General features: G+C 43.3%; 22 protein-coding genes. 18 read left to right on the forward strand and 4 right to left on the reverse strand.

Translation table 11 applies throughout. The annotated features are described in order from the left end of the window. Nucleotides 1-44: 44 nt before the first annotated feature. From QP420_RS00695 to QP420_RS00765, 15 genes are all read left to right on the forward strand, one after another. Nucleotides 45-662: a type II secretion system F family protein gene (locus QP420_RS00695; RefSeq protein ID WP_481616299.1), complete on the forward strand. Its 618-nt coding sequence runs from the start codon at nt 45-47 to the stop codon at nt 660-662. A 118-nt stretch (nt 663-780) separates the two neighbouring features. Beyond that, a complete protein-coding gene (locus tag QP420_RS00700; RefSeq protein ID WP_060787046.1) occupies nt 781-1,056 on the forward strand; it encodes a DUF4244 domain-containing protein in 276 nt (91 codons plus the stop codon). 235 nt (nt 1,057-1,291) lie between these two features. After that, nucleotides 1,292-1,666, forward strand: coding sequence for a TadE family protein (locus tag QP420_RS00705; protein ID WP_060787132.1), 375 nt, complete (start codon nt 1,292-1,294; stop codon nt 1,664-1,666). Then, entirely contained in the window at nt 1,663-2,067 is a 405-nt protein-coding gene (locus tag QP420_RS00710; protein WP_060787045.1) for an Rv3654c family TadE-like protein, read from the forward strand. The genes QP420_RS00705 and QP420_RS00710 overlap by 4 nt, the downstream gene beginning before the upstream one ends. Before the next feature lie 129 nt (nt 2,068-2,196). Further along, on the forward strand, nt 2,197-4,458 hold the full coding sequence (locus QP420_RS00715; RefSeq protein WP_464405878.1) for a DNA polymerase III subunit gamma and tau: 2,262 nt from the start codon (nt 2,197-2,199) through the stop codon (nt 4,456-4,458). A 3-nt stretch (nt 4,459-4,461) separates the two neighbouring features. Then, nucleotides 4,462-5,070, forward strand: coding sequence for a recombination mediator RecR (recR, locus tag QP420_RS00720; RefSeq protein WP_415695451.1), 609 nt, complete (start codon nt 4,462-4,464; stop codon nt 5,068-5,070). Between the two features lie 168 nt (nt 5,071-5,238). Next, a complete protein-coding gene (locus QP420_RS00725; RefSeq protein ID WP_415688826.1) occupies nt 5,239-6,003 on the forward strand; it encodes an aspartate kinase in 765 nt (254 codons plus the stop codon). Between the two features lie 82 nt (nt 6,004-6,085). Continuing rightward, nucleotides 6,086-6,667, forward strand: a complete 582-nt coding sequence (locus QP420_RS00730; protein WP_081090960.1) for an ACT domain-containing protein — start codon at nt 6,086-6,088, stop codon at nt 6,665-6,667. 85 nt (nt 6,668-6,752) lie between these two features. Then, nucleotides 6,753-7,823, forward strand: a complete 1,071-nt coding sequence (locus tag QP420_RS00735; protein WP_060787041.1) for an aspartate-semialdehyde dehydrogenase — start codon at nt 6,753-6,755, stop codon at nt 7,821-7,823. Between the two features lie 51 nt (nt 7,824-7,874). Then, nucleotides 7,875-8,495: a DUF5701 family protein gene (locus tag QP420_RS00740; protein WP_060787040.1), complete on the forward strand. Its 621-nt coding sequence runs from the start codon at nt 7,875-7,877 to the stop codon at nt 8,493-8,495. Nucleotides 8,496-8,595: 100 nt separating this feature from the next. Beyond that, nucleotides 8,596-9,297 carry an ABC transporter ATP-binding protein gene (locus QP420_RS00745; RefSeq protein ID WP_481616300.1) on the forward strand — a complete coding sequence of 234 codons (702 nt, stop codon included), beginning with the start codon at nt 8,596-8,598 and terminating at the stop codon, nt 9,295-9,297. 19 nt (nt 9,298-9,316) lie between these two features. Next, nucleotides 9,317-12,067 carry an ABC transporter permease gene (locus QP420_RS00750; RefSeq protein ID WP_481616301.1) on the forward strand — a complete coding sequence of 917 codons (2,751 nt, stop codon included), beginning with the start codon at nt 9,317-9,319 and terminating at the stop codon, nt 12,065-12,067. A gap of 65 nt (nt 12,068-12,132) precedes the next feature. Further along, nucleotides 12,133-13,605, forward strand: coding sequence for an amino acid permease (locus QP420_RS00755; RefSeq protein WP_060787037.1), 1,473 nt, complete (start codon nt 12,133-12,135; stop codon nt 13,603-13,605). A 42-nt stretch (nt 13,606-13,647) separates the two neighbouring features. Beyond that, nucleotides 13,648-14,412 carry an endonuclease NucS gene (gene nucS, locus QP420_RS00760; RefSeq protein WP_481616302.1) on the forward strand — a complete coding sequence of 255 codons (765 nt, stop codon included), beginning with the start codon at nt 13,648-13,650 and terminating at the stop codon, nt 14,410-14,412. Nucleotides 14,413-14,702: 290 nt separating this feature from the next. Continuing rightward, nucleotides 14,703-16,337, forward strand: coding sequence for an ATP-binding protein (locus tag QP420_RS00765; RefSeq protein ID WP_481616303.1), 1,635 nt, complete (start codon nt 14,703-14,705; stop codon nt 16,335-16,337). A 77-nt stretch (nt 16,338-16,414) separates the two neighbouring features. Here the strand turns inward: QP420_RS00765 and QP420_RS00770 are convergent, their stop codons facing one another. Further along, on the reverse strand, nt 16,415-17,782 hold the full coding sequence (locus tag QP420_RS00770; RefSeq protein ID WP_060787034.1) for an ATP-binding protein: 1,368 nt from the start codon (nt 17,780-17,782) through the stop codon (nt 16,415-16,417). 272 nt (nt 17,783-18,054) lie between these two features. Here QP420_RS00770 and QP420_RS00775 point away from each other — a divergent pair, with 272 nt between their 5' ends. From QP420_RS00775 to upp, 3 genes are all read left to right on the forward strand, one after another. After that, nucleotides 18,055-19,242, forward strand: coding sequence for an NUDIX hydrolase (locus tag QP420_RS00775; protein ID WP_481616304.1), 1,188 nt, complete (start codon nt 18,055-18,057; stop codon nt 19,240-19,242). A 46-nt stretch (nt 19,243-19,288) separates the two neighbouring features. Further along, on the forward strand, nt 19,289-19,951 hold the full coding sequence (locus tag QP420_RS00780) for a thymidine phosphorylase (protein WP_481616347.1): 663 nt from the start codon (nt 19,289-19,291) through the stop codon (nt 19,949-19,951). A gap of 262 nt (nt 19,952-20,213) precedes the next feature. Then, entirely contained in the window at nt 20,214-20,852 is a 639-nt protein-coding gene (gene upp / locus QP420_RS00785; RefSeq protein ID WP_004120306.1) for a uracil phosphoribosyltransferase, read from the forward strand. Nucleotides 20,853-20,984: 132 nt separating this feature from the next. On the opposite strand, the gene QP420_RS00790 is transcribed toward upp, so the two are convergent. The 3 genes from QP420_RS00790 to dnaB are packed head-to-tail and all read right to left on the reverse strand — an operon-like array spanning nt 20,985 to nt 24,629. Then, a complete protein-coding gene (locus QP420_RS00790) occupies nt 20,985-21,791 on the reverse strand; it encodes a type 1 glutamine amidotransferase (protein WP_481616305.1) in 807 nt (268 codons plus the stop codon). 14 nt (nt 21,792-21,805) lie between these two features. Next, on the reverse strand, nt 21,806-23,182 hold the full coding sequence (locus QP420_RS00795) for a DUF1727 domain-containing protein (RefSeq protein ID WP_464405981.1): 1,377 nt from the start codon (nt 23,180-23,182) through the stop codon (nt 21,806-21,808). Further along, nucleotides 23,166-24,629: a replicative DNA helicase gene (dnaB, locus tag QP420_RS00800; protein WP_060787028.1), complete on the reverse strand. Its 1,464-nt coding sequence runs from the start codon at nt 24,627-24,629 to the stop codon at nt 23,166-23,168. The genes QP420_RS00795 and dnaB overlap by 17 nt, the downstream gene beginning before the upstream one ends. Nucleotides 24,630-24,642 lie beyond the last annotated feature (13 nt).

Consider the following 24,642-nt stretch of genomic DNA (forward strand, 5'->3'; position numbering starts at 1 on the left):
TAAAAGTTTTTACGTTAAAACTTAAAGCTTATATAGGAGGTTAAATGCTAAAGGCAATTATTATTTGGATTATTTTAGTTGCATACATAATTGTTTTGTGCAAACTTTTTTCTAAGCAGGTGGCAGTTAGCTCACTGTATAATCGCGCATGCAAACCTGCTATTTTTATGCAAGAGACTTACGAGTTTAGGCAGAACACAATAAACGATATAGACCCGATTCTTGGTTTGCAAATGATAATAGTGGCGCTAAAAAGTGGTGTTGCAATAACTAGAGCACTTGACGCAGTTGGCTGCGCGCTGCCCGCTTCTAAGGGAATCTGGCTAAAACGAGTTTCTAAAGCGCTTATTTCTGGTAGCACTTGGCGAGAAGCATGGAGCGCGCCACACGTGTACTTTAATAAAAAAGATAAAAACTCTTATTCTTCTTTAGTTTTAAGTGCGTGGCTAAAAAACTCTTTAAGCGAGTCCTGGAGTTATGGAAGCTCGCCAGTTCCAGTGCTTAACGCCGTTTTACAAAACTATGAGCAATCGATGAAGAACATTGCAAAGAAAGAAAGTTCTAGACTTTCCGTTCGTCTTCTTTTGCCCGTTGGATTGTGCTTTTTGCCAGCGTTTATTTTTGTTGGAATTTTGCCAACTGTTGCATCATTTATGCACTAATATCAAAGGTTTTTGCAAATTTATAATCCAGCGCAAAAGTCGCGTATAAAATTTGTGCCCCAAACGGGTACATAAATAAAAAAAAAATAAACAATAAAAAGAAAGGAAGGTAAGTAACATGAAAAAAATTGCTAACACATTTTCAAACCTTTGTTGCACATTTGCAATAAAGGCAAACGAAGGGCTGATTAAAGCAGAACAAGCATGCAATAGCGTGCAAAATCGCTTGAATCACAACCTAAAGCAGCTAGATGAAGGAGCGGTTACTGCAGAATATGCGGTTGTTCTTATAGCTGCTACGGCTTTTGCTGCTGTTCTTATTGCAGTTGCTAAATCAAATGCTGTACGCACCGCTATTGGCGAACTAGTTAAAAGAGCTTTGCACGTTAGCTAGGGCAATAAGCGATATACCAAAATAGATTGCGTGAAACATTGCGTGAAACATTGCGAAGCTCTTGATGATATAAGATTTACAAAATTTGAATTGATTAAAAGCACTAAAGAACTAGCACAAACACTAATAAATGGAGATTTAACTAATGCAAAAGAAATGAGAAAAAATGAAGAATTATATATTTTTGAACATTTTTAATAAGAAGGATGCAAATAAAAAAGATACAGAATTAACTATGCGCACTAAAGTCGCTAAATTTGCTAAAAATATTAAAGATACTAAAGATTTTGGGGCAGTAACCGCAGAATTTGCGATTATTTTGCCTGCAGTTGTAATTCTTACTGTGGTGTTAATTTTTGTAGGGAAATCAGTTGTAAATACAATGAATTGCAACGACGCAGCAGGCCAGGTTGCCTATTATGTAGCATCCACACACGATTCTAAAGAAGCACAAAACATAGTGCATAAAGTATCTGGAAACAATAGTTCTGTAAAAGTTGAATATGTTGGAAATATGGCAAATATTGTTGTTAGTTGCCCAGTTGTGCCAGACCCGCTGAAGGTTTTGCCATTATCTATTGAAGCACGCATTAGTCAGGTTTTAATATGAGATCAAAAAGAACTAAGCGATTAATAACGCAATGTTTTTGTTTTAAGCATTTGAACGGGGCGGATTGCGGTTCTGGAACTATGCTAGGCATAGGATTGGTAACCGCAATCTGCTCTATGCTGGTTCTTTGCGCTGTTATTGGGTCAATTCTTGTTTCTAAACACCGCGCATACGCGCTAGCAAATGCGGCGGCAATATCTGGAGCTGTTGCCATACAAAACATGCAAGGAGACGCCTGCAAAATCGCACAAAACACAGCTAGAGCAAACAATGCAAAAATCGAGTCTTGTGTTGAAAAAGACAACGACATATCGCTAAAGTTAAGCGTTCCTTTACACCTTCCAATGGCAAATAGTATAAGCGTAAGCGCTAAAGCAGGCTTAGTGGATTGTAGCAAGTAAACGCATAATGTAGCATGTAATAGCGTGCGGAAACGTTGCATGTTTGATTAAAAGATTAAAATAAAACAGAAGCTTGCTTAAGCAAGATTAAGTGGATTCAAGTTAATGTCTAGTTGGCGGTAGGTTATTATGGCACTTGCGTTGTATCGAAGATATAGACCAGACACTTTTGAAGGTGTTATTGGTCAGAATCAGGTTACAGTTCCGCTTATTAGAGCACTTGATCAAGGCAAAATAACGCACGCTTATCTATTTTCGGGGCCTCGCGGATGCGGAAAAACAAGTTCGGCACGCATTTTAGCGCGATGCATTAATTGCGAACAAGGCCCAACCTCTAAGCCATGCGGAAAATGCCAAAGCTGCAAAGATCTTGCAACAGGCGGCCCAGGTTCTATAGACGTTGTAGAAATAGATGCAGCAAGCCACAACGGTGTTGATGACGCTAGAGAACTGCGCGAGCGCGCAGGATTTGCGCCAGCTAGAGATAGATACAAGATTTTTATTCTAGACGAGGCTCATATGGTTACTCCGCAAGGCTTTAACGCTTTGCTTAAGATTGTGGAAGAGCCGCCTGAGCACGTTATGTTTATTTTTGCTACAACAGAACCAGATAAGGTGATTGGAACAATTCGCTCTAGAACTCACCACTACCCGTTTAGGCTTGTTCCACCAGAAGTAATGGGTCCTTACTTAGAGAGCATTTGCCAAAAAGAGGGAATTCAAGCACAAAAAGGCGTTCTGCGTCTTGCTATGCGCGCAGGCGGCGGATCAATGCGAGATACGCTTTCGGTATTGGACCAGTTGATGATTGGCTCCGTAAATGGCGCTATATCACTAGATTCTGCTGTTGCGCTTCTTGGATTTACGCCTTCTAACTTAATTGGAGACGTTGTTGATGCTCTTATTGAAAAAGACGGAGCAAAACTTTACGAAACTGTGCAAAAGGTTATTGTTGGAGGCTTCGATAGTCGCAAGTTTGTAGAAGATTTGCTTGGTCGCTTGCGCGATTTGTTGCTATTGGCTTCTGCAGGAGTTAATAGCGCTAAAAACTTGTTGGGAGATTTATCTCCAGAAGACATGCAAGATTTACAACGCCAGTCAAGTCAGCTTACTTTGAGCAACTTGTCTAGAATGGCAGAAATCGTAAATAATGCTTTTGCGGGAATGGCAAATGCTGTTTCGCCTAGAATGAATCTTGAAATTCTTGTTGCGCGCCTGCTTTGCACTAGAACAGATTCTACCGAAAATGCTCAAACGCAGATTTATGCAAAAAATGTTGAAGCGCCAAAAACTAACGTAAAGCATTTTATTGGCTCGGCAAACAAAGAACAGAACAATAAGCAAGTGCCGCCACAGATGAAGCAGACGCAGACGCAAGAGCCAGCACAAGAACAGATACAAAAAGAAGAAATACAGCCAGAACAAATACAGCCAGAACAGATACAATCGCAAGCAGAAGCACAGCTTGATCAGCCAGCTAAGATTTTAGACGTTGACGAGGCGTGGAATAATCTGGTTAAAGATCTTCCAAACGATGTTCGCGAATACGTAGAGCGAAATCATGTTCCAAAGGTTAGATTAGACGAAAGTAATCCGCTAAAAAGAAAGCTTGTTCTAACTTTTGACGAGCCTATAAGCCAGCATGCTTTTGCGCTTGCGATTTGCACAACTGCTCCTTACGATGGCAAAAAAGTACCCGTTGTTGTTATGAGCAAAGTAAAAGACGTTTTTGGCAAAGACGTTTCAATAGCGCCTGATTCTGTTGCAGAAAATGGCCAAAAAGTTGAATCCGTAGCAAAAATGGATTCTCAAAAGCTTGCTCAAGTTAAGCGCGAGTTGCTTATGCGCAAGGCTGGAATTGTAAAAGGATTTGGCAAAACAGCCAGCGAAGAAAGCGAGTTGGCTGACGATAGCCCTTTAGATAACCCTTTAGGTGAGCCTTCAGGTAGCCCTTTAGGCGGCGATAGCCCTTTAGATAGTTCTTTAGATAGTTCTTTAGACGCATCGCAAGATGACGCATGGGCAAGCATGGCGTCTGCACCAATGGGAGATGCACTTGCGGCAGCACAGGCACAAGCACAGGCACAAGCGCAAGCACAAGCACTGCAAGAATCGCAAGAAACACAACACGTGCAGCAAGCGCAATCGCAATCAATAGAGCAGGAGCAATCGCCAGCCGCATCGCCAGCACAATCGCAGCAAGATGAAGTCATAAATGGCGCTCAAGAAGACGAATGCTCAATGCAAGACGCGTCTTTAGAATCTGCAACAAACATTGGCATAGACGACTTAGAAAAAATGTTTGAAGTCAAATCTGTAAAAGAATTCGGCGCAAGCGACCCAAATAATCCTAAAAACGCACACGCGCGCAGGCGAAAGCAAGAGGAGTAAAAAGTGCATAATGTGTCATCGTACGAAGGCGCAATTGGCAGAGTTATAGACGCATTTTCTAGTCTTCCTGGAATTGGCCCAAAAGGCGCACAAAGAATCGCATTTTACATACTTTCGTCTTCTAACGCGCAAGCGCAAGAACTAATCGACTCAATTAACGACTTAAAAGAGAACGTGCGGTTCTGCGAAATTTGCGGAAACGTGTGCGAGCAAAGCCCGTGCGTTGTTTGCCTAGACCCTAGAAGAGACCACACAAAAATCTGCGTTGTAGAAGAGCCAAAAGACATTATGAGCATTGAGCGCACGCACGAGTACGCGGGCGTTTATCACGTTTTAGGCGGAGCGATTAATCCAATGGCAAACGTGGGGCCTGCAGACTTAAAAATAACGCAACTACTTGAGCGCTTAAAAGACGCACAAGTAAAAGAGGTTATTTTAGCGCTCGATCCAAATATTGAAGGCGAAGCAACAGTTACGTATTTGGCGCGACTGCTTGAGCCGCTTGACATAAAAGTGACTAGGCTCGCAAGCGGATTGCCAGTTGGCGGAGATCTTGAATATGCGGACGAAGTTACGCTTGGAAGAGCGTTTGAAGGCAGACGAGAGGTATAGGAATTCCCATCGCGGAAAAATCGAAAGCCGCCGCGCACCAGAATATACACCACTAACGTATTGCAAAATAAAAATAAAAATAAATAGAGCACGCTTGGTAGTCTGATTTTAGATTAGTTCTTCTAACGTGCATGCTTTAGAAGCATAACCTGAACATAAGGGGTTAAAGTGGCTCTTATAGTGCAGAAATACGGCGGTTCTTCTGTAGAAGACACGGACGCAATCCAGCGCGTAGCCAAAAGAATTTTAGACACAAAAGCGGCTGGAAACGACGTTGCGGTTGTTGTTTCAGCTATGGGAGACACCACAGACAACTTAATTGATCAGGCAATGAGTGTAAATGCGCATCCGCCAGCCAGAGAAATGGATATGCTTATGACTGCGGGCGAGCGCATTTCCATGAGCCTTCTGGCAATGGCCATTCACGCGCAGGGGTCGCACGCCTACTCTTTTACTGGTTCGCAAGCTGGATTTATGACAGACGCTCAATTTGGAGCGGCTCATATTCGCGCTGTTAAGCCAGATCGCGTTACGCACGCGCTTAAAAAAGGCAGCGTTGCAATTGTTGCAGGATTCCAAGGAATTAGCGAAGTTGGCGACGACACAACGCTTGGCCGAGGCGGGTCAGATACTTCTGCTGTTGCGCTGGCAGTAGCATTGGGCGCGGATATTTGCGAGATTTACACAGACGTTGACGGCGTTTTTACCGCAGACCCTAGAATCGTTCCAACAGCAAAGCGAATCCCCGTTATTGACTACGACTCAATGCTAGAGATGTCGTCTTGCGGATCGCGCGTTTTGGCATTGCGATGTGTTGAATATGCACAACGATTTAGCATGCCATTGCATGTTCGCAGCTCGTTTTCGCACAGAAATGGCACTTTGGTTGTTCCTAACGGAGTGGATCCAAAGAGCCTGCCAAATCTAAGTTAATTATTTATTAAAAAGACATAGACATAAAGCACAACATAACACACAGTAAATAAGCAAAGACAATAGATAGAAGGCGGCAAAAATGGCAAATAAAATGGCAAACATTGATATTCGATCCACAATGGGCGATTTATTCCCAGACTTAGGCCCAGAGACCCCTGTGATTTCTGGCGTTGCACACGATAGAAGCGAGTCCATGATTACTCTTCGAGGCGTTCCCGATAAGCCTGGAAACGCTGCAAAAGTATTTACAACTCTTGCTGCTGCAGACGTTAACATAGACATGATTGCTCAGGCAAGCGCATCCACCGAAACAGCAGACATATCTCTTACCGCCCCAAGCTCGGCATTAGATGCCGTTTGCAAGGTTTTGCAAGGCGCGCGCGGAGAGTTGCAATTTACGTCTATGGATGTAGACCCTTCGGTTGGAAAAGTCGCAGTTGTTGGCGTTGGAATGAAAACTTATTCTGGGCTTGCCGCCACATTCTTTACAGCGCTAAGCGATCACGGAATTAATATTCTTATGATTTCCACATCAGAGATTCGCATTGCAGCAATTGTTCCAGTAAAGCAGCTCGACGAGGCGGTTCGCGCGCTTCACACCGCCTACGGATTAGACGCAAGCAAAGTGGAAGCTGTTGTTTACGGAGGAAGCGGCCGCTAGAATCGCGTAAAATCGCGTAAAACCAGGGAAAATCACACAAAATCAATCACACAAAATAAAAAAATCGCAAAATAAGGGAGACAAAATGGCAATTATAAGCAACACAGGCGTAAACCTTGCGGTTTTAGGTGCCACTGGCCAAGTTGGAATGGTTATGCGCCGAGTTTTAGATGAGCGCGACTTTCCAATTAAAAACTTGCGATTTTTGGCTTCCGCACACTCCGCTGGAACAGTTTTAAACTACCGAGGCAAAGATGTTGTTGTAGAAGACGTAGAAAAAGCAGATTTAAGCGGAATTGACATTGCGATTTTCTCTGCAGGCGGCGGAACGTCCAAAGTGTGGGCGCCGCGATTTGCGGATGCGGGCGCAATAGTAATCGACAACTCTTCGCAATGGCGCATGCATAACGATGTTCCACTTGTGGTTGCAGAGGTAAATCCGCAAGATTTGAACGATATTCCGCGTGGAATAGTTGCTAATCCAAATTGCACAACAATGGCGTGCATGCCTGTTTTAAATCCGCTTTCGAAAGCTTTTGGCTTAAAACGACTTATTGTATCTTCTTACCAGGCGGTTTCGGGAGCTGGCAGAGCTGGCGCGTTGCAACTTATGAACGAAGCGCAAGCGGCTTTAGATCAGGGCGCAGATAAGCTTGTGTTTGACGGAGATGCGATTGATTTTCCGCAGCCAACCAAAGTTGCGCGCACAATCGCATTCAACGTTGTTCCATTTATTGGCGCGATTGTTGATGACGGATCGCAAGAAACCGACGAAGAGCAAAAGCTTCGCAACGAAAGTCGTAAGATTTTGCACCTTCCAAACCTTGCAGCAAGCTGCACTTGCGTGCGTGTAGGCGTTTTTACAGGCCACGGAATGAGCATTAATGCCGAATTTGAGCGCGATGTAACACCAGATATGGCTCGCGAGGTGTTAAAATCGGCCGATGGCGTTGCGCTAGACGATATTCCTACGCCTCAGCTTGCTGCAGGAAAGTCTGCAAGCTACGTTGGCCGCATTCGCCAAGACCAGGCAGTTGACGGAAAACGCGGTTTGGCAATGTTTGTTACAAACGACAATCTTCGCAAGGGCGCGGCTCTTAACGCTGTACAACTGGCGGAAATCGTAGCTAAAAATCGCAGTCTAATCGCGTATTAATTAAGTTGAGCCAGACTCGCAATTGTAGAAAATTTTACGTAAAATATAAATATGTCTATAGCCTCGCAAGAAATACAAAAGCAACTTGACCGCATTGTTGCTCTTGGTTACCCAGACGTTGCCGATATGAGCGCAGCGTCGTTCCGCGCTTTAGCATTGCCACTTATTCGCGCGCTAGAGCAAAGTGATTTGGGAACAAACATTCTTCTTGTGCCTACTCGCGAGCTGGTTTCGCCAGAGTCTTTGATTTCTCGAACCAGCATTGAAAGAATGGCTGGCTTTACAACAATGCCTCCTAGAGATATTGCTAGCTTTTTGCCGCAAGATGGTTTTGAGCCTCCAGAAGGGCCATTTTACCTTGCGATCGACCCACATACGGGTACATCGTATTTAAATCGCGAGCCAGATGTTGCCAGAAAGCTTATTGACTCCGATGAACGCCTTCCTTTGACTTTAGAAGAAGGATTGGCAATTGCCACGCAGCACCCTGATTGGCTTGAAAGCAAGAATGGCTTTAATCTTTTAGGATCAAAAAGCTCCGACGGAAGGGTTCCAAGCATCTGGATAAGTCAAGGCGCCGCGCGTCTCGGTGCTGTTTGGCCAAATTCAAGGCACACTTGGCTTGGTAACGCATATTGCATTGCTCGACGAGGAGTATCACTGTTTCAATAAATAGAATCAAATATTACCTAATAAATTAAAATTACATAATAAATTAAAATTAAGAATTAATAGCAAAACATAATTAAACAATCAGTAAGCAAGGTGCATTGTGGCGTACATAACATTTGATCATGTTGTAAAAGAGTACCCATCTGGTACAGGCGTCGTGCGAGCGCTAGATGATGCCAGTTTTACAGCCGAGCGCGGCAAACTAACCGTTATTTTAGGCGCTTCGGGAGCTGGAAAAACTACGGCATTGAATATTTTAGGCGGCATGGATACAGCAACAAGCGGTAGCGTAACTGTTGGCGATTTAAATGTTACAAAGCTCAATGGCCGTGGACTTGTAAAGTATCGCAGAGAAGATATTGGATTTGTTTTTCAGTTCTACAATCTTGTTCCAAATTTAACGGCATTAGAAAACGTGGAGCTTGCTTCCCAAATTTGCTCAGATCATTTTGACCCAGCTCAAACACTTATTGACGTAGGTTTGGAAAACAGACTTAACAATTTTCCAGCCCAGCTTTCGGGCGGCGAGCAGCAGCGAGTTTCTATTGCGCGTGCACTAGCTAAAAAACCTAAGCTGCTTTTATGCGACGAGCCAACGGGCGCATTAGATTACGAAACTGGAAAAGCTGTTTTGCAATTACTTCAAGATATTTGCCAAAAAGAAGGCATGACGGTTCTTATTATTACGCATAACGCGGCGATTGCTCCTATGGCACACAAAGTTGTGCGATTCCATTCTGGAAAAGTCGTAAGTGAAACTGTTCAAGAAAATCCCGCTGCAATCGCAGACATTGAGTGGTGATGCAGAGTGGTGATTTATAGTGAATAACAAAACCGTAAAATCCAAGATAATCAAGCGTAAAACTGCGATTCGCACTAAGCGCGCACACTCCATTTTGCCAATAGTTTTTATTAGCGCCGTACGAATGTGGATTCATGAATGGCGCCGTTTTTGCGTACTCGCCGTTATAGCAATGCTTGGAGTTGCTGTTATGACAGGCATCTACGCAGGCTGCAACGACATGCTTCTTGGTGCAAACAATGTTTACACAAATCTCAAAGCTTACGACTTACAAATCGTATCTACTCTTGGATTAACCAACAACGATGTTAAAGCAATCAAAAAATTGCCCATTGTTAGCGAAGCCGAGGGCGAAAAGTCTTTTAAAGCCACCGCCCACCCGCTAAATAATGACAGTTTGTCTTACGCAATGAACCTCGTTCAATATAATCACAATTCTAAAAATCTAAATCGACTGCATCTACTGCGCGGCAATATGCCAACTAATAATCGCCAAGCTGCCGTAACTGAACGATTTTTGCACGATAGTGGCTTGCATATAGGTAGCACGCTGTTTTTAAACGTACAACAAAACTCTGGTTTAGCTAATGGTACTAATCAAAAGCAAAAATATAAGATTTTAATTACGGGAAGCGTGTTGGATGTTAACGATTTAGACAATCCAAACGGGTATCAGTCAAAAGCTTTCCGTAACTCTGTTATATCGAGATATTCAATTTTCACATCTGCTGCTAGCAAAAGCACTAATAACCACCCATACACATCTATATCGGTGCGATTAGCAAAGCCTAGCCGCGTTAATAATTTTTCGCAAAAGTATCGCGCAATTGTGGCAGATGCTTCAAATCAGATTAAAAATAGCGTACAAAGCGATTGCCAAAAAACGCGCAGAAATCAAGTTATAGAAGACCAGACAAATCAAAAAGTAAATCAGACTATAGCTTCCACTGCAATGCTAAAAAATGCGCCTGCCTCGGTGCTAACTAAGGCTCGTGCGCAGATTTACGCAAAAATTAAGCCAGAAGTGCAAAAACTTGTTCCTCAAGCAAGATGGCATATTGCTACACGCATAGAAAATGGCAGCTACACACGATTGCGCTCGGATGTGGCTTCGATTCAATCACTAGGCTACGCTTTTCCAGTGCTGTTCCTTATAGTGGCAATGATGATGAGCCTAACGGCAATGGCAAGAATGGTAGAAGAGGAACGAGGACTAATCGGAACCTACTTAAGCCTAGGCTATGGCCGCTGCGCAGCTGTAACAAGACATGCTTTCTTTGCGATTTTCGCCTGCTTTATAGGCGGCGGAATCGGCGATATTCTAGGATTCTTAGCAATACCATCCTTGTTGCTTAAGATTTTGCGCGGATTATACACAGTTCCAGGAGTTGTTTTACGCTACGACTGGCTTTACGGCTCGCTTTGTGTGCTCGCGTTTGTAATACCAGTTGCCATATGCACAATAATCGTAAGTTGGAGGGAAACAAGGCAGGTTCCAGCAACATTGCTGCGTCCAAAATCACCAAAAGCGGGCGCTCGCGTACTTCTTGAACGTCTGCCATTTATTTGGAATCGCCTAAGCTTTTTAAACAAGGTATCTATAAGAAATCTGGCTCGTTTTAAAGGCAGATTATGCATGACAATTGGCGGCGTAGCTGGGTGCACGGCGTTAATTGTGTGCGCACTGGCACTAAACGATACCGTTGCAACCCTTGGCATTCGCCAGTATGACGGCATTTACCACTACGACATGATTTCTATTTCCACTCCAGATGCATTCCAAAATATGAAGAAAAGCATGCAAAAAGATAAATCCAACAATCTTGTTGATACCATTTTGCCTGCCTACATCAGCTCTGGAGAAATCGCAAAAAGCAATGTGAATAGCGGAAAATCCAACAAATCCAACGCTAGAAGCGTTGAAGATTCCGAAAGCGTGCAAATTGTAGTTGTTAAAGATTCAGCAACGTTGTCTAAAATGGTTAATCTTCAAGACGTTAATAACAATTTGCAAACTATTTCGCTTAACGATGACGGGCCTCTTCTTTCTCAAAGCGCAGCATCATCGCTTAACGTTTCTCGCGGAGATTATATTAAAATAACTAATTCCAACTTTAAACGCGCAAAAGTAAAGTTGCGAGCCGTAGTTCGCAATCTTATTGGATCAAATATATACATGACTTCGCGCTGCTACGAAAAAATATTCGGCTTTAAGAATGGAAAAACCATTAAGCACAACGCTTTAATGCTACAACTTTGCGGAAAAGACGACGCAAAAATGCGTTACGCCGATAATGTTGCTAACCGAGAAGGTGTTCTTGCTGTTATGAGCATTACGCGTATGAAACACGCTTTTAGCTTCGATTTAATGAATGCAGTTGTTGCGCTTATAGTGACTCTGGCCGCTGGTTTGGCACTGGCCGTACTCTTTACGCTTGCAAGCACCAATATTTCGGAAAGATCTCGAGAGATAGCTACGTTGAAAGTTCTTGGGTTCTATCAAAAAGAAGTTCATGCCTACGTGCATAAAGAAATGTTTGCACTCACCGTAATAGGCGTTCTAGTTGGTTTACCACTAGGAAGACTAGTTGCTGGCTTGCTAACAAACGCCTTGCGAATGCCAGCGCTGTATTTTGAAGTCGAGGTATCTTGGCTAAGCTATGCGATTGCTGGCTTTGCAACGCTGATTTTTGCTCTTATTGTTCAATGGTCAACCAGCCCAGCACTAGACCGCATTGACCCCGTAAGCTCGCTTAAAAGCGTGGAATAATAATCCAATATTTACGGGTTCTTATAAAATTGAAAGCTCAAGTCTAAAAGAATGGAGTTATAGCAATGAGTGATATTGACCAAACTAACAATGGTCACACTAACAAGATGGAGCGCAGCCTTACAAAAAGACACGTTCAATTCATTGCTATAGGTGGAACAATCGGCACTGGCCTATTCTTGGGTTCTGGCAAATCCATTAGTCTTACAGGCCCTAGCATTATGTTTGTATACATAATCGTTGGCCTAATCATGTTTTTGCTTATGCGTGGCATTGGCGAACTAATGTATAAAGACCCAAACCAGCACACTTTTATTAGCTTTATTACGAAATATTTAGGCAAAGGCTGGGGCAATTTTGCAGGATGGTCGTATTGGATAGTGCTTGTGCTTATTGGCATGAGCGAGATTACAGCCGTTAGTACGTATTGTATTACATTCTTCCAAACTTTTGGAATAGACGTTAGCGGATGGAAATGGCTTATAGAAGTGGCATTTTTGGGCGCTTTGGTATGCATAAATCTGATTGCGGTTAAGCTGTTTGGTGAAACAGAGTTTTGGTTCTCAATGATCAAAATAACGCTAATCGTTGCCCTTATTGCAACTGCCGCCGTAATGGTTATTATTGGCTACCATTACCCTGCAACGGAGATTAGTGGCGTTGTAAATCCTGCAGGCCACGCAGGCTTTGACAATATTTTCAACAACTTCTCGCTTATGCCAAATGGATGGCTGGCATTTTTGATGAGCTTCCAAATGGTGTTCTACGCATACCAGCTTATTGAGTTTGTAGGCGTTACCGTATCGGAAACTAAGAATCCTCGCCAAGTTTTACCAAAGGCAATTAACGAGATTATTATGCGAATCTTGATTTTCTACGTTGGAGCGCTTGCTTCAATCATGTTAATTGTTCCTTGGCAACAATTTAAAGCTACCGATTCTAAAGGCGTTTACATGTCTCCGTTTATTATGGTTTTCCAATATGCGGGGCTTCATTGGGCTTCAGCGCTTGTGTTCTTTGTAGTAATCACGGCCGCATCTTCTGCGCTTAATTCGCTGCTTTATTCTGCAGGAAGGCACATGTATCAAATTGCTCTGGAATCTAATTCCCCTGCTCTTTCACATTTGCGCAAAGTTTCGCGTACTAAGGTTCCTGCAAGGGCAATCATTTTCTCCGCTGCGCTAATTCTTTTCTCGCCGCTTATTAACTCAATTCCTGGAGTGCATGGCGCGTTTATTGTGTTTGCTTCTGCGTCTTCGGCAGTAATAATCATGATTTACATTTTGATTATGGTTACGCACAGAAAGTACCGCGCTTCGGCTGATTTTATGCCAGACGGCTTTGTTATGCCGCACTATAAGCTGCTTAATTCACTAACGATTGCATTCTTTGTGTTTGTTTACATAACGCTATTTATTAGCGAAGACACTCGCGGATCTGCGATTGGCGGACTTATTTGGCTCTTGCTTTTTGGAGGCTATTGCGCACTGCACCAGCGCTGGCAGAATCGCGATTTAGCGGCGGCTTTGGGCAGATAGTTTTTGTGCAAGTAGTTACGCGATTTATGCTACGCTTTTTGTGTGCGAATTATTGTTGCGGATTGTAGTGCAGAATACACGGGTAGGCTTAATGCAAGTCTTCCAATGTCTAAACGCGTCTTGCTAATTAAAGAAGACGGAAGCGTACTCATTTTTTCGGAGCTTGGATCATACAAGCCGCTAAATTGGATGGTTGCGCCTTGCACAATGCGCGTTGAAGGAAAATCTAGTGAGGGCGAAGCAAAAGCCGAAGCAAAAGCCGAAGCAAAATCTAAAGCAAAAGCCGAAGCAAAATCTAGCTCCGAGTCTGTTTTTGCAGACGGAACGATTTTAAAAATCGCAGCCAAAAAAGGCAACGACATACTTCGCATTGTTTTGCAGCATGTTTACAGCGATTCTTCTTACGATTTAGGCGAAGACCCAGGCCTTGTTAAAGACGGAGTGGAAGAGCATTTGCAGCATTATTTAGCAGAGCAGATTGAACGCATTGGTAAAGGCGCAAAGCTTGTTCGCCGCGAATACCCTACTGCGATTGGTCCAGTGGATATTATGGCTAAGGATTCTAACGGCGTTCACGTTGCCATTGAGATTAAACGAAATGGCGGTATTGACGGCGTTGAGCAGCTTACGCGATATTGCGAGTTACTAAACCGCGACCCGCTTCTTAAACCCGTTCGCGGCATTTTTGCGGCGCAAACGATTAGCGCACAAGCACGCACTCTTGCGCAAGATAGAGGATTTACTTGCCTTATTTTGGATTATGACGATATGCGCGGTGCAAATTCGGACGAGCTGCGACTTTTTTAGGATGCTCGCAAACCACAAATCGCTATCCTAGCGCATCCACACAGCCACGCATCCACACAGTCACGTCAGGCAGAATGACAGTCATAAGTCGACACATCTCGGTCAAAATGCGTAAGCTCACAGTCAAAATATAGTAGATGACAGTCATATATACGAAATTCACTGTCACGAACGAGAAAAATGACAGTCATAACACTTTTATCACAGTCATGACTGTGATATTATGACAGTGACAGTAACAGTAACAGCATTTAAGCATTGGCAAATCACAGTTAACCGAGGAGTCAAAAATGGCAATCCTAAATGAACAGATAAAAGACGCCATAGAACGACTGCGCATGCAAAAAACCGACGACTCCAACTATGAAGCAAAAAGCTGTGATGCAAAGCTCAGCGTAAGCGTGTGGGAAACAGTAAGCGCATTCGCTAACACAAATGGCGGCACACTACTACTCGGATTAGATGAAAGCAATAATTTTTCCCCAACAAAAAACTTCGATATTAAAAAAGTTCGCGATCAATTTATTGAAGGGATAGGCGATGGCGGAGTCAATGGAGCACGACTAACATACCCCCCAAAATATGACTTAGAAAGAGTAATCGTAGACAATAACTATCAAATCCTGGCTATAAAAATCTACGAAAACACTACCGACAAAAAGCCATGCTACATTACAGCTAAAGGAAGTAAAGGCGGAAGCTACAAACGCGTTGACGATAAAGACATTCGTATGTCGAATGACGAAGTTTACGAAATAGAAAACGCGCTGCGCCCAAGCGATATAGATTTATCGATCGTTAAAGAAGCTACAAAATCTGATTTAAACAAGGACTTAGTCGAAAACCTTATAACAAGACGAGCAAATTCCAAAGCTTTACGCGGAACTACAACAGAAGATGAAAAGCTCACGCGTCTTAATATTACAGATAGGCAAGGGCGCGTGCGAATGGCAGGACTTTTAACTCTTGGAAACTATCCACAGCAATTTTTCCCGCGATTATTTATTGACGTAACAGCTCACGCAGGAACAGAAAAATCTTCGACTGGAGTACAGCGTTTTATAGATCGCGAAGAATGTAGCGGCGCAATATCTGAAATGATTGAAGATGCCGTAAATGCGGTTATTAAAAATCTTCGAGTTAGCACATTTATTAATGGCGTTGAACGCATAGAAGAATCAGAGATTCCACGCGAAGTTCTACGCGAAGCCATAGCTAATGCAGTAATTCACAGAGAATACCACGAATATTTTCAAGGTCAGCCTGTAAGTGTTGATATTTTCCCCAACAGAGTTGTTATAACAAATCCTGGAGGATTATGGGGAGGAAAAACGCTTGACAACATTGATGACGGCGAATCGAAGTGCAGAAACTCTGCTCTTATGCAATTGGCACAATATACTCCAATCGAAGCAAATAGAATTGGAGCAGGCCCAGTTGAAGGTCAAGGCAGCGGAATTGCGTTTATGATTAACGAAATGCAAGCATGGTCGCTGCCAAAACCACAATTTATACCTAAGCTGGGCTCTTTTAGCGTGATTTTGCAGCGCGCAAAAGCAAAACTTCCTCGCAACATGAATTATGTAAATTACGTAGATCACACAAACCGCTCTGAGATAATGGATTCTAACAAAAACTATGTTGAGGAACTTGCTAATACTAAACAAACTAGACAAACATTGGAAAATTACACTCAAGAGGAACGCACACAAGAAGATAGCAAAAGGAATCTATTAAATGACGATATTTTGCTAGCACTTATACCTGTTGACTCTACAATAACGACTCCAGAATTAGCTGAACTGACTCAAAAGTCTCCAGAAACAGTCAGACGACATTTGCGCAAGCTAATTGCAGAAAATAAAGTAAAAGCACTAGGAAAAATAACAAGTAGACAGCGTAAATATATGAAAACTGGCAACTGATTTGCTATGAGCCAATACTAAACTCCGCGCAGCCGCACTCCCGCACGTGACACTCCCGTACGTGACACTTGTTTACACTAAATCTCAAGCGTTCCAGCAGCCAAATCGCTAGCCACGAACGTCATAAAATAAAATGGCATAGTCGCGATTTTCTGATTTGCATCATAGCCATAATTATTTTTAGAAACTTTTATTGCAAACTCAAACTTGTTGTGCATTGCAAACTTATTTAAAGAATTAAGAGTTCCTCTGCCTTTTTTAACATCAATCGGGAAAAGCTTATTATTTGATTCAATTATAAATTCCAATTCTGAATCTGATTTCCCGCGCCAATAAAACAGTTTTAAACCATTTGCGCTAAGTTCGTTTGCAACGTAATTTTCGAAGAAAATACCAGATAGCGTATTGTCTCTTTCGTTTGAAATAAAAGATGCTGCATTAACTCCGCTTTGATACGAGAACATGCCAATATCGCACAAAAATAGTCGGAAATTGCTTTCATTCTCTTGCATAAGTGGCATAGTTATATGCTCTTTAAGCTGGAACGACTGATTAACAATATGAGTCATAAGCAGCCATTGAATGGATGTCGCAAAATCTCTAGTTCTACTATCTTTTTTAATAAGACCAGCTGAAAAGTTTTTTGATTCCTTGTTAAGCTCTCTAAAAATATTCTCAAATAAAAGTCGAGATCTTAAAATCGATTCGCTACTTGCTTGATACAACTCCATATCTGCAAGATAATTGTCATAAAGCGAGCGCAAAACCTCACGCGATTCTAGTAAATCTTTGCGCTCAATATATGCTCCTACTGCTTCTGGCATACCCCCAATCAGCAAATATTTATACACTTCATTTAACGCAAGATTGTGAATTTCTGTAGGCAGCGCTTGCTTAGAATCATATGCTTCGCGCACCTTTGAATATAGAAGACTGTTATTGTTTAGTAGGAACTCACCAAAAGTCATTGGATAGATTGTTATCTGGTCAATTTTGCCTACTGGAAAGAGGAATTGGCCAACTGCTGATTTAGACGAATTTTGCTTGTGAGCTTCGCGATGCAATTTGATTCGCACCATTGAACCCGTTGCAATTACGTGAATTCTTCTAAAATCTTGGCAAAAATATTTAAGCGACGAAATAATATTTGGGCATTCTTGGATCTCGTCAAAAATCAGCAAAGTGCCTTCATCTATAGCCTTGGAAAATCGCAAAGACAAGTATTCTATAATCTTTTCTGCGTTTGCTGTGCTTTCGCAAAAGTTACGAACCTCATCTTCTTTTTTAAGATCGATGTAAATATAACTATTTTTATAATATTTTTCCGCAAAAAGTTCTTTTACTAGATACGTTTTGCCAACCTGACGCGCACCCCATATAATTAGCGGCTTACGATTCGGCTTGCTATTCCAGGCAATTAATTTTTGTAATGCTAGTCGTTCCATGGCTTACTCTTTTTAATGTTGATATTACAACGATTATAGCATTATTTGCCAGTTTTAGGATGTTTTTTGAATAATAATTTGCCAGTTTTAGGATGTTTTTTACGCCATAATTTGCCAGTTTTGGGAGAATTGGAGTATTGGCAAACAATAACAGCACTTTTGCTTCGCACGTTTATACAAGTAATGACTGTGTACAAGATATAAAACATTAAAAATATAAAACATTAAAGCACAACTAAAAGTTACAAAAGAAAAACGCTAAGATAGTGAATATGAGTGCAACAGTAGCGAAGAGATATGTTGAAGCAGCTGGCGGAATCATCTACCGCTTGCGCAAAACTGCTAGCAAAGAAAGCAAGTCAAGCAATCCGAACAGCACAAATCCAAATAAAGATTTCGGTAATGTTGGCAGCGAATCCAACGCTTGTAATCAAGTGTTAAACGAAAGCAACATAGAACTTTGCCTTGTTTACCGCCCAAAATACAACGATTGGAGCTGGCCAAAAGGCAAGAACGAGGCGAATGAATCGCATCGTCACACTGCTGTGCGCGAAGTTGGCGAAGAGACTGGCTACGCAGTTACACTTGGACCACATATTGCACAAATCGAGTATCCGCTCGAAAACGAAGGCAAAAAATCGTCAGCAAAAAGCAGCGCACAAAACAACAGTCAGCCAGAAGTAATTAAGCGAATCCACTACTGGATGATGCAAGAAATAAGCGAAAGTGCAGCATTAAAACGCTTACCAGCATTTGGTCCAATAAAACCAGCAAAGCCTACGGAAATCGGCAATGTTATTTGGCTCACGCCTGAAAAAGCGCGCAAAAAACTTACGCACGATAGTGATCAACTTGTTTTAGACGCATTCCTTGAGCGAATCAAGTCTGGGCAAGCAAATTATAAAACGTTGATTCTTGTACGACACGGCAAAGCGGAATCGAGAAAAGCTTGGCAAGGCAGCGAGGCCACTCGCCCAATCACACCACTTGGTTCTGCAGCATCCTACGCGCTTGGCCGCGAACTTGCTTGCTACGCGCCAGACAAAATCATTTCTTCTCCTTGGAAGCGATGCTTGGAAACTGTAGACGCTTTTGCAAAAAACTCTTCAATCAACATAGAAAAAGTGGCGGAACTTACAGAAGATTTTCACGACAAAAATCCAAAATCAACTCTAAACGTGCTAACAAGTGAAATCAAAAATCTTATAGATACAACTAACGATGGCAACACAACAGAAACAACAACCGCAACAACAACAGTTATGTGCTTGCATCGCCCAATTATTGGAACATTTTTTGCGCATTTAAGGGATATTTCTAAGCCAAAAGCAAATAAACGCATACTCAGCCAAAAATCGCCATACATGCCTACAGGAAGCGCAGTGATTTTGCACATTGTAAGCACCGAAAAAGGCCCTAAAATTGTAAACATAGAAAAGGTTTTGCCAATTGTCTACTAATATTAATTCGCAATCGGGTTCAATTCACTCTAGCAGGTCCGCGTTTATGCCAAGCCCAATAGGCTCCAATCGCCCTAGCAGGCCAGCGCAAATGGATCCAGCAATGCTCGCGCAAATTGAAGGCGGCACAGACCCACAAATTGTAAACGAAATTAGCCGCACGTCGGCAGCTGTTTTGCTAAATCGCGTTCATAAAACGCAGACTCCCGAGATTGTTGAGCGCGTGCTCAACTTGGTAGAAAACGAAGGCATTGAGATTATTGCGGATTTGTGGAGTAAAGCAGAAGCTCAGTCTCTTCCTGGAATGCTTTGGAGGCTGTATTTGCTTCGAACATCGCTGCGCAAGAATGGCGATGCCTACGCTGCATATTGGCGTCTTGGCGAGCCAGAAGCCACTAGTGCTTCGGCAATTACTGGAGTTGACGAGGCTCCTACAGGAGAAGATATTGCGCGACTTGCAGACTCGATTCTTTCTGGCGCGTTTACTGGCGATTTTGCTGTTGCGCTATACAGAGCTTGTGCATTTAGCGCGATTATTTCGCGAGGAATGCGTGCGTACGCAAAAAAACTAAGCCAAAATGCGCAAGACTCTAGCAGCAACAACGCGCAAAAAATTGCCAACATTTTACACACCTGCGCTAACATGCACGCGCTTTCTTTAGACTTTGCTAGCGGCGCAAAATTATGGCAGGCAGGCAAGCTTGATTAGATTATTCGCGGCGCGCTGAAATCGAAAAGCATGTATACTCGGGAGTGACGCTGGCTTGTGCTTAAGCCCCGGGCTCCATTTTTTGCCGCTGCGAGCGGCGTTTGCGCCGACAGGCGCTTTCGCAAGTCAGCGTTTTTAAAATATTTAATATTCTCCAGCAATTCACAAAATTCAACCTTCATTAACACTTGTTTATATTTTTTCTAAATATTCACGGCACGCCGCTAGCTTAACGTGCAATGCTTGCACTAATCTAGAAGGTATGGATCTTCATGTTTTACATCATCCGCTGGTGGACCACAAGCTCACCGTTTTGCGAGATAAGAATACACCATCTAACATTTTCCGCGAGTTAGTTTCCGAATTGGTAACACTCGAAGCATACGAAGCAACCCGCAATCTAGAAGTTAGCGATCGAGAGATTGAAACTCCTATTTGCAAGATGACTGGCAAGCATTTAAACCGCCCACGCCCAATGGTTGTGCCGGTTTTGCGCGCTGGTCTTGGTATGCTCGACGGCATGACTCGCCTTCTTCCAACCGCTGAGGTTGGATTCCTTGGCATGAAGCGAGACGAGCAGACGCTCGACATCGTCACTTATGCTAACCGTTTGCCAGAAGATTTGACTGGTCGTCAATGCTTCCTTCTTGACCCAATGCTTGCTACTGGCGGCACTCTTATTGCCGCTACGCATTATTTGGCAGAGCGCGGCGCTAAAGATGTTACCGCTATTAACATTTTGGCAGCGCCAGAAGGCTTGGAGCGCATTGAGAAGGAGATTGATCCTTCTATTGACTTTAAGGTTGTTGTTTGCGCTGTAGATGAGCATCTGAACGACAAAGCTTATATTGTTCCAGGTCTTGGCGACGCTGGCGATCGCTTGTACGGCTTGATTGACTAATAGTCACTAGCTAAATCAAACGAAAACTAGAATCAAAAGCTAGACAACAAAAAGCCTGCTGATTTTGCAACACTTTGCGATTTCAGCAGGCTTTTGTATTTAGCGTTGACAAATTTAGCGCAGATAAATCTCTTACCGCGGACGAGTTATGGCGATTTTGCGAGCGCAATCTGCTAATTCGTCTAATTTGGCAAGCTCCGCGCGCTGGGCGTCTGTTTGCTTTGGCTCAAATTCTCCATAACGATTTTGCGCAGCAGTGCGGATCAAAAAGTCAGCCAAACGCGGATTTTTTGGCAAAACCGAACCGTGCATATAAGTGCCAATAACGTTGTATTTTCTAGCGCCTTCCGTGCGGTCTTTACCATTATTCCCGCAATCTTCGCCATCAACCAATCCAAGCGGCTGAGTGCCATCTTGCAAGCTTGTGCGCCCAGAATGATTCTCGTAGCCAACAATATCGCCAAAATCGGCGCTATGCTCTACTAGATTTCCAATCATGCGCACATCTTGGCCAATCGTATGCTCGCCGAGTACACCTATGCCTTTAAGCTTTTGCCCCTCAATAGTCTCAAAGTACTCTCCAAAAAGCTGGTAAAGCCCGCAAATCATAAGCATTGGAACGCCATTTTTTGCAAGCTCGCGAATCGCGTCTGCACGCGTAAACAAATCCTCAGTAACTCTGCTTTGACCATGATCTTGTCCGCCGCCGCCAAGAATCATATCTACTCGCTTTGGCCAAGCATCTCCAACGTTATACTCGTGCAACACGGGCTTGTAGCCGTACAATTCCGCTCGGCGCATAATCGTAAGCACATTGCCGTAGTCGCCGTAAATATTCATGTCTTTTGGATACAGCGACACAATATCTAGCACGCGGTTTGCGTCTTTATTAGTAACATCCGCTTGACTAATATCATTAACATCACTCATATTATTCATAACGGCTACTTTCTTTACTTTCCAACACCAACGTCTTTAACGCTTGCGATTTGCCCCAACATAGCTCGCACGCGAAGCATGGCAGTGTATGTGCAATATATGCGTTTTGCGTTTTTAGCATTGCTACTAAAATCGCCATTTACAAAGGCTTTAGCGTCTTCTTCTAAGTTAGTGTTCACATTTCTAGAAGCAACTTTGTCGTATTGCAAACGCAAAGCCATATCCCATGCACGAGTGCCAGAAACGCAAGCAACTCCAGTGCCGCTAAAGCACGTAAAATCAACGTCCCACAGCCAGCTCATGTCTCGCCCGTCCGCGTATTCGTCGCAAATCGCAATCATTGTGTCGTGATTTTGCACATTATCCGAAGCAAGCGCAAGTCTAAATCCAATAGGATTTTTCACTAAAACAAGCTCCACGGCAGCTCCGTTAACTTCGATTATCTCGCCTCGCCCAAACGCTGGCGTTACGCGAGAAATCGCTTCCATAAGCGCATCGTCATTAAATTTTGTAAGCGACGCATCTTTTTTAGCAGCATCCGACAAAATAGCGCGAACAACTGTAGCGGCAGCGGCCGCATTAAAAACGTTGTACACGCCTCGCAACTTAACGCTGGTGGTTTTTCTATTCCCATCAATCAAAAAATCGGCTTTATTGCCATCAACTTTTGCCAAAACAACATCTGCTTGTGGAAGATTGCGCGAATCACTACGCGAATCACTACGCGAATCGCCATTAAAATCGCCAGACAAATCATTGTGCAAATCGTCGTCGGTTGGGAACATGCTTTTTAGCGAATCATCCAAACCAAAATAGCGCACGCTAGCGCCCGAAGAAATTACATCTGCTAAAGCCAAAATTCTTGGATCTTCGCGGTTTAGCACAACCACTCGCTTAGTTGCACGAGCCACATTGCTCAACAATTTAGCCGTAGTATCAATCTCGCCAAATCTATCTAACTGATCTCGCATAACGTTTAAAAGCAGCGAGTAGCGCGGACTTATCTGTTTTACAAAATGCACCGCATAGGCTTCGTCAAGCTCTAAAACAGCTATATCTGCATCTAACTTTGCGCCAAAAACTGGCATTTTCTGCACAAGCGCCGCCACAACTCCGCGCGTAAAATTAGACCCCGTAGGATTTGTAAACACGCGCAATCCAGCGTCTCTAAGCATAGAGGAAACCATACGCGTTGTAGTGGTTTTGCCATTGGTTCCAGAAATTAGCACAACACCATAAGGCAATTTTCCCAGCGTTCTTGCTAAAAACCCTGGGTCTAGTGTTTCTACAACTTTGCCCGGCAAAGCGCTTCCGCCATGATGCAAAGCCCTAGAAACCGCCCGAACCAGCTTTCCTACGGCTGGCATCAACGCATCAAGCAGAAGGGCCATCATAGCCTCCAACAGTATCGTTACCCTGCGCATACGACTGCGGTTGGTAGCCTTGCGGCATATCTTTAAACTTAGACGTTGCTCCAAGAAAAGCTAAATTAAACGTTTCCGTAGGGCCATTACGATGCTTTGCCATAATAATGTCTGCTTCGCCAGGGCGATCTTCTTTGTTGTAAAAATCAGGCCTGTGCACAAGAAACACAACGTCTGCATCTTGCTCAATAGAACCCGATTCGCGCAAATCCGAAAGCTGCGGCTTTTTATCATTTCGCATTTCTGGGCCGCGGTTCAGCTGGCTTAGCGCAACAACTGGCACTTCTAGCTCTTTTGCTAGCAGCTTTAACGCGCGAGAAAACTCGGAGACCTCTTGCTGCCTCGATTCAACCCTTTTACCCGAAGTCATAAGTTGCAAGTAATCGATTACAACTAGCTTTAGGTCGTTCGTCTGCTTTAGTCTCCTGCATTTTGCGCGGATTTCCATAAGACTCATATTTGGGCTATCGTCTATAAACAGCGGCGCGTCCTTCATTTTTGACCAAAACGCGTTTAGCTTAGTCCACCTATCGGTTGTAATGTCTTCTGGAGTTCCGCGATGCATTGCCGTCATTGGAATATCTGTTTCGGCTGCGATTATTCTTTGCGCAAGCTCCAGCTTGTTCATTTCTAGCGAGAACACGATTGTTGTCATATTGTGATGCAGCGCAGCAGAACGCGCAAAGTCAATTCCAAGAGTTGACTTTCCCATTGCAGGCCTACCAGCTACCACTACCATCTGCCCAGGCTGCAAGCCTTGCGTCATGTCGTCAATATCCCTAAATCCTGTTGGAACGCCTTTTTCAATCTCGTTGCTTTGCAACTTGTCTAACTGCTCGAGAGCGTCTTGAACAACAGGTCCAATAGCGGAATAATCCTGATGAACCTTGCCAGAACTCATCTCGTAAACCTCGGATTGCGCAAGATTTACCACGTCTTCCGCTTGATCTCCAGTGGCCGAATAGCCCATTTGCGCAATCTTTGTTCCAGCAGCAATCACGTTTCGCAAAATCGCGTTTTTATGCACAATATCCGCGTAATATAGCGCATTTGCAGCCGTCGGCACGCAGGCCACTAGGCTGTGCAAATAGTCTGCTCCACCAATCTTCTCTAAGTTTTCGTCTTTTAGAAGCTCATTTGCAACTAGAACAACGTCTACCGGCTGCGACCCCGAGAACAAATTTATAATCGCATCGTAAATCGTCTGATGCTTTGGAACGTAAAAGTCGGAAGTTTCTAGAATTTGCGAAACTTCGCCAATGGCATCTTTGCTCATTAGCATTCCGCCTAAAACGGCCATTTCCGCGTCTTCGTCATGAGGTGGAACCTTGTCAAACAAGCTAACATTCCCATTAGCGTTGTTTAATCGGTTCGCGTCATTTCTACTTGACTGCCACATATCATTATCTGCCATAAAATCGAGTATA

This window comes from Bifidobacterium sp. UMB1197 (genome assembly GCF_030217745.1).
Lineage (GTDB): Bacteria > Actinomycetota > Actinomycetes > Actinomycetales > Bifidobacteriaceae > Bifidobacterium > Bifidobacterium vaginale_B.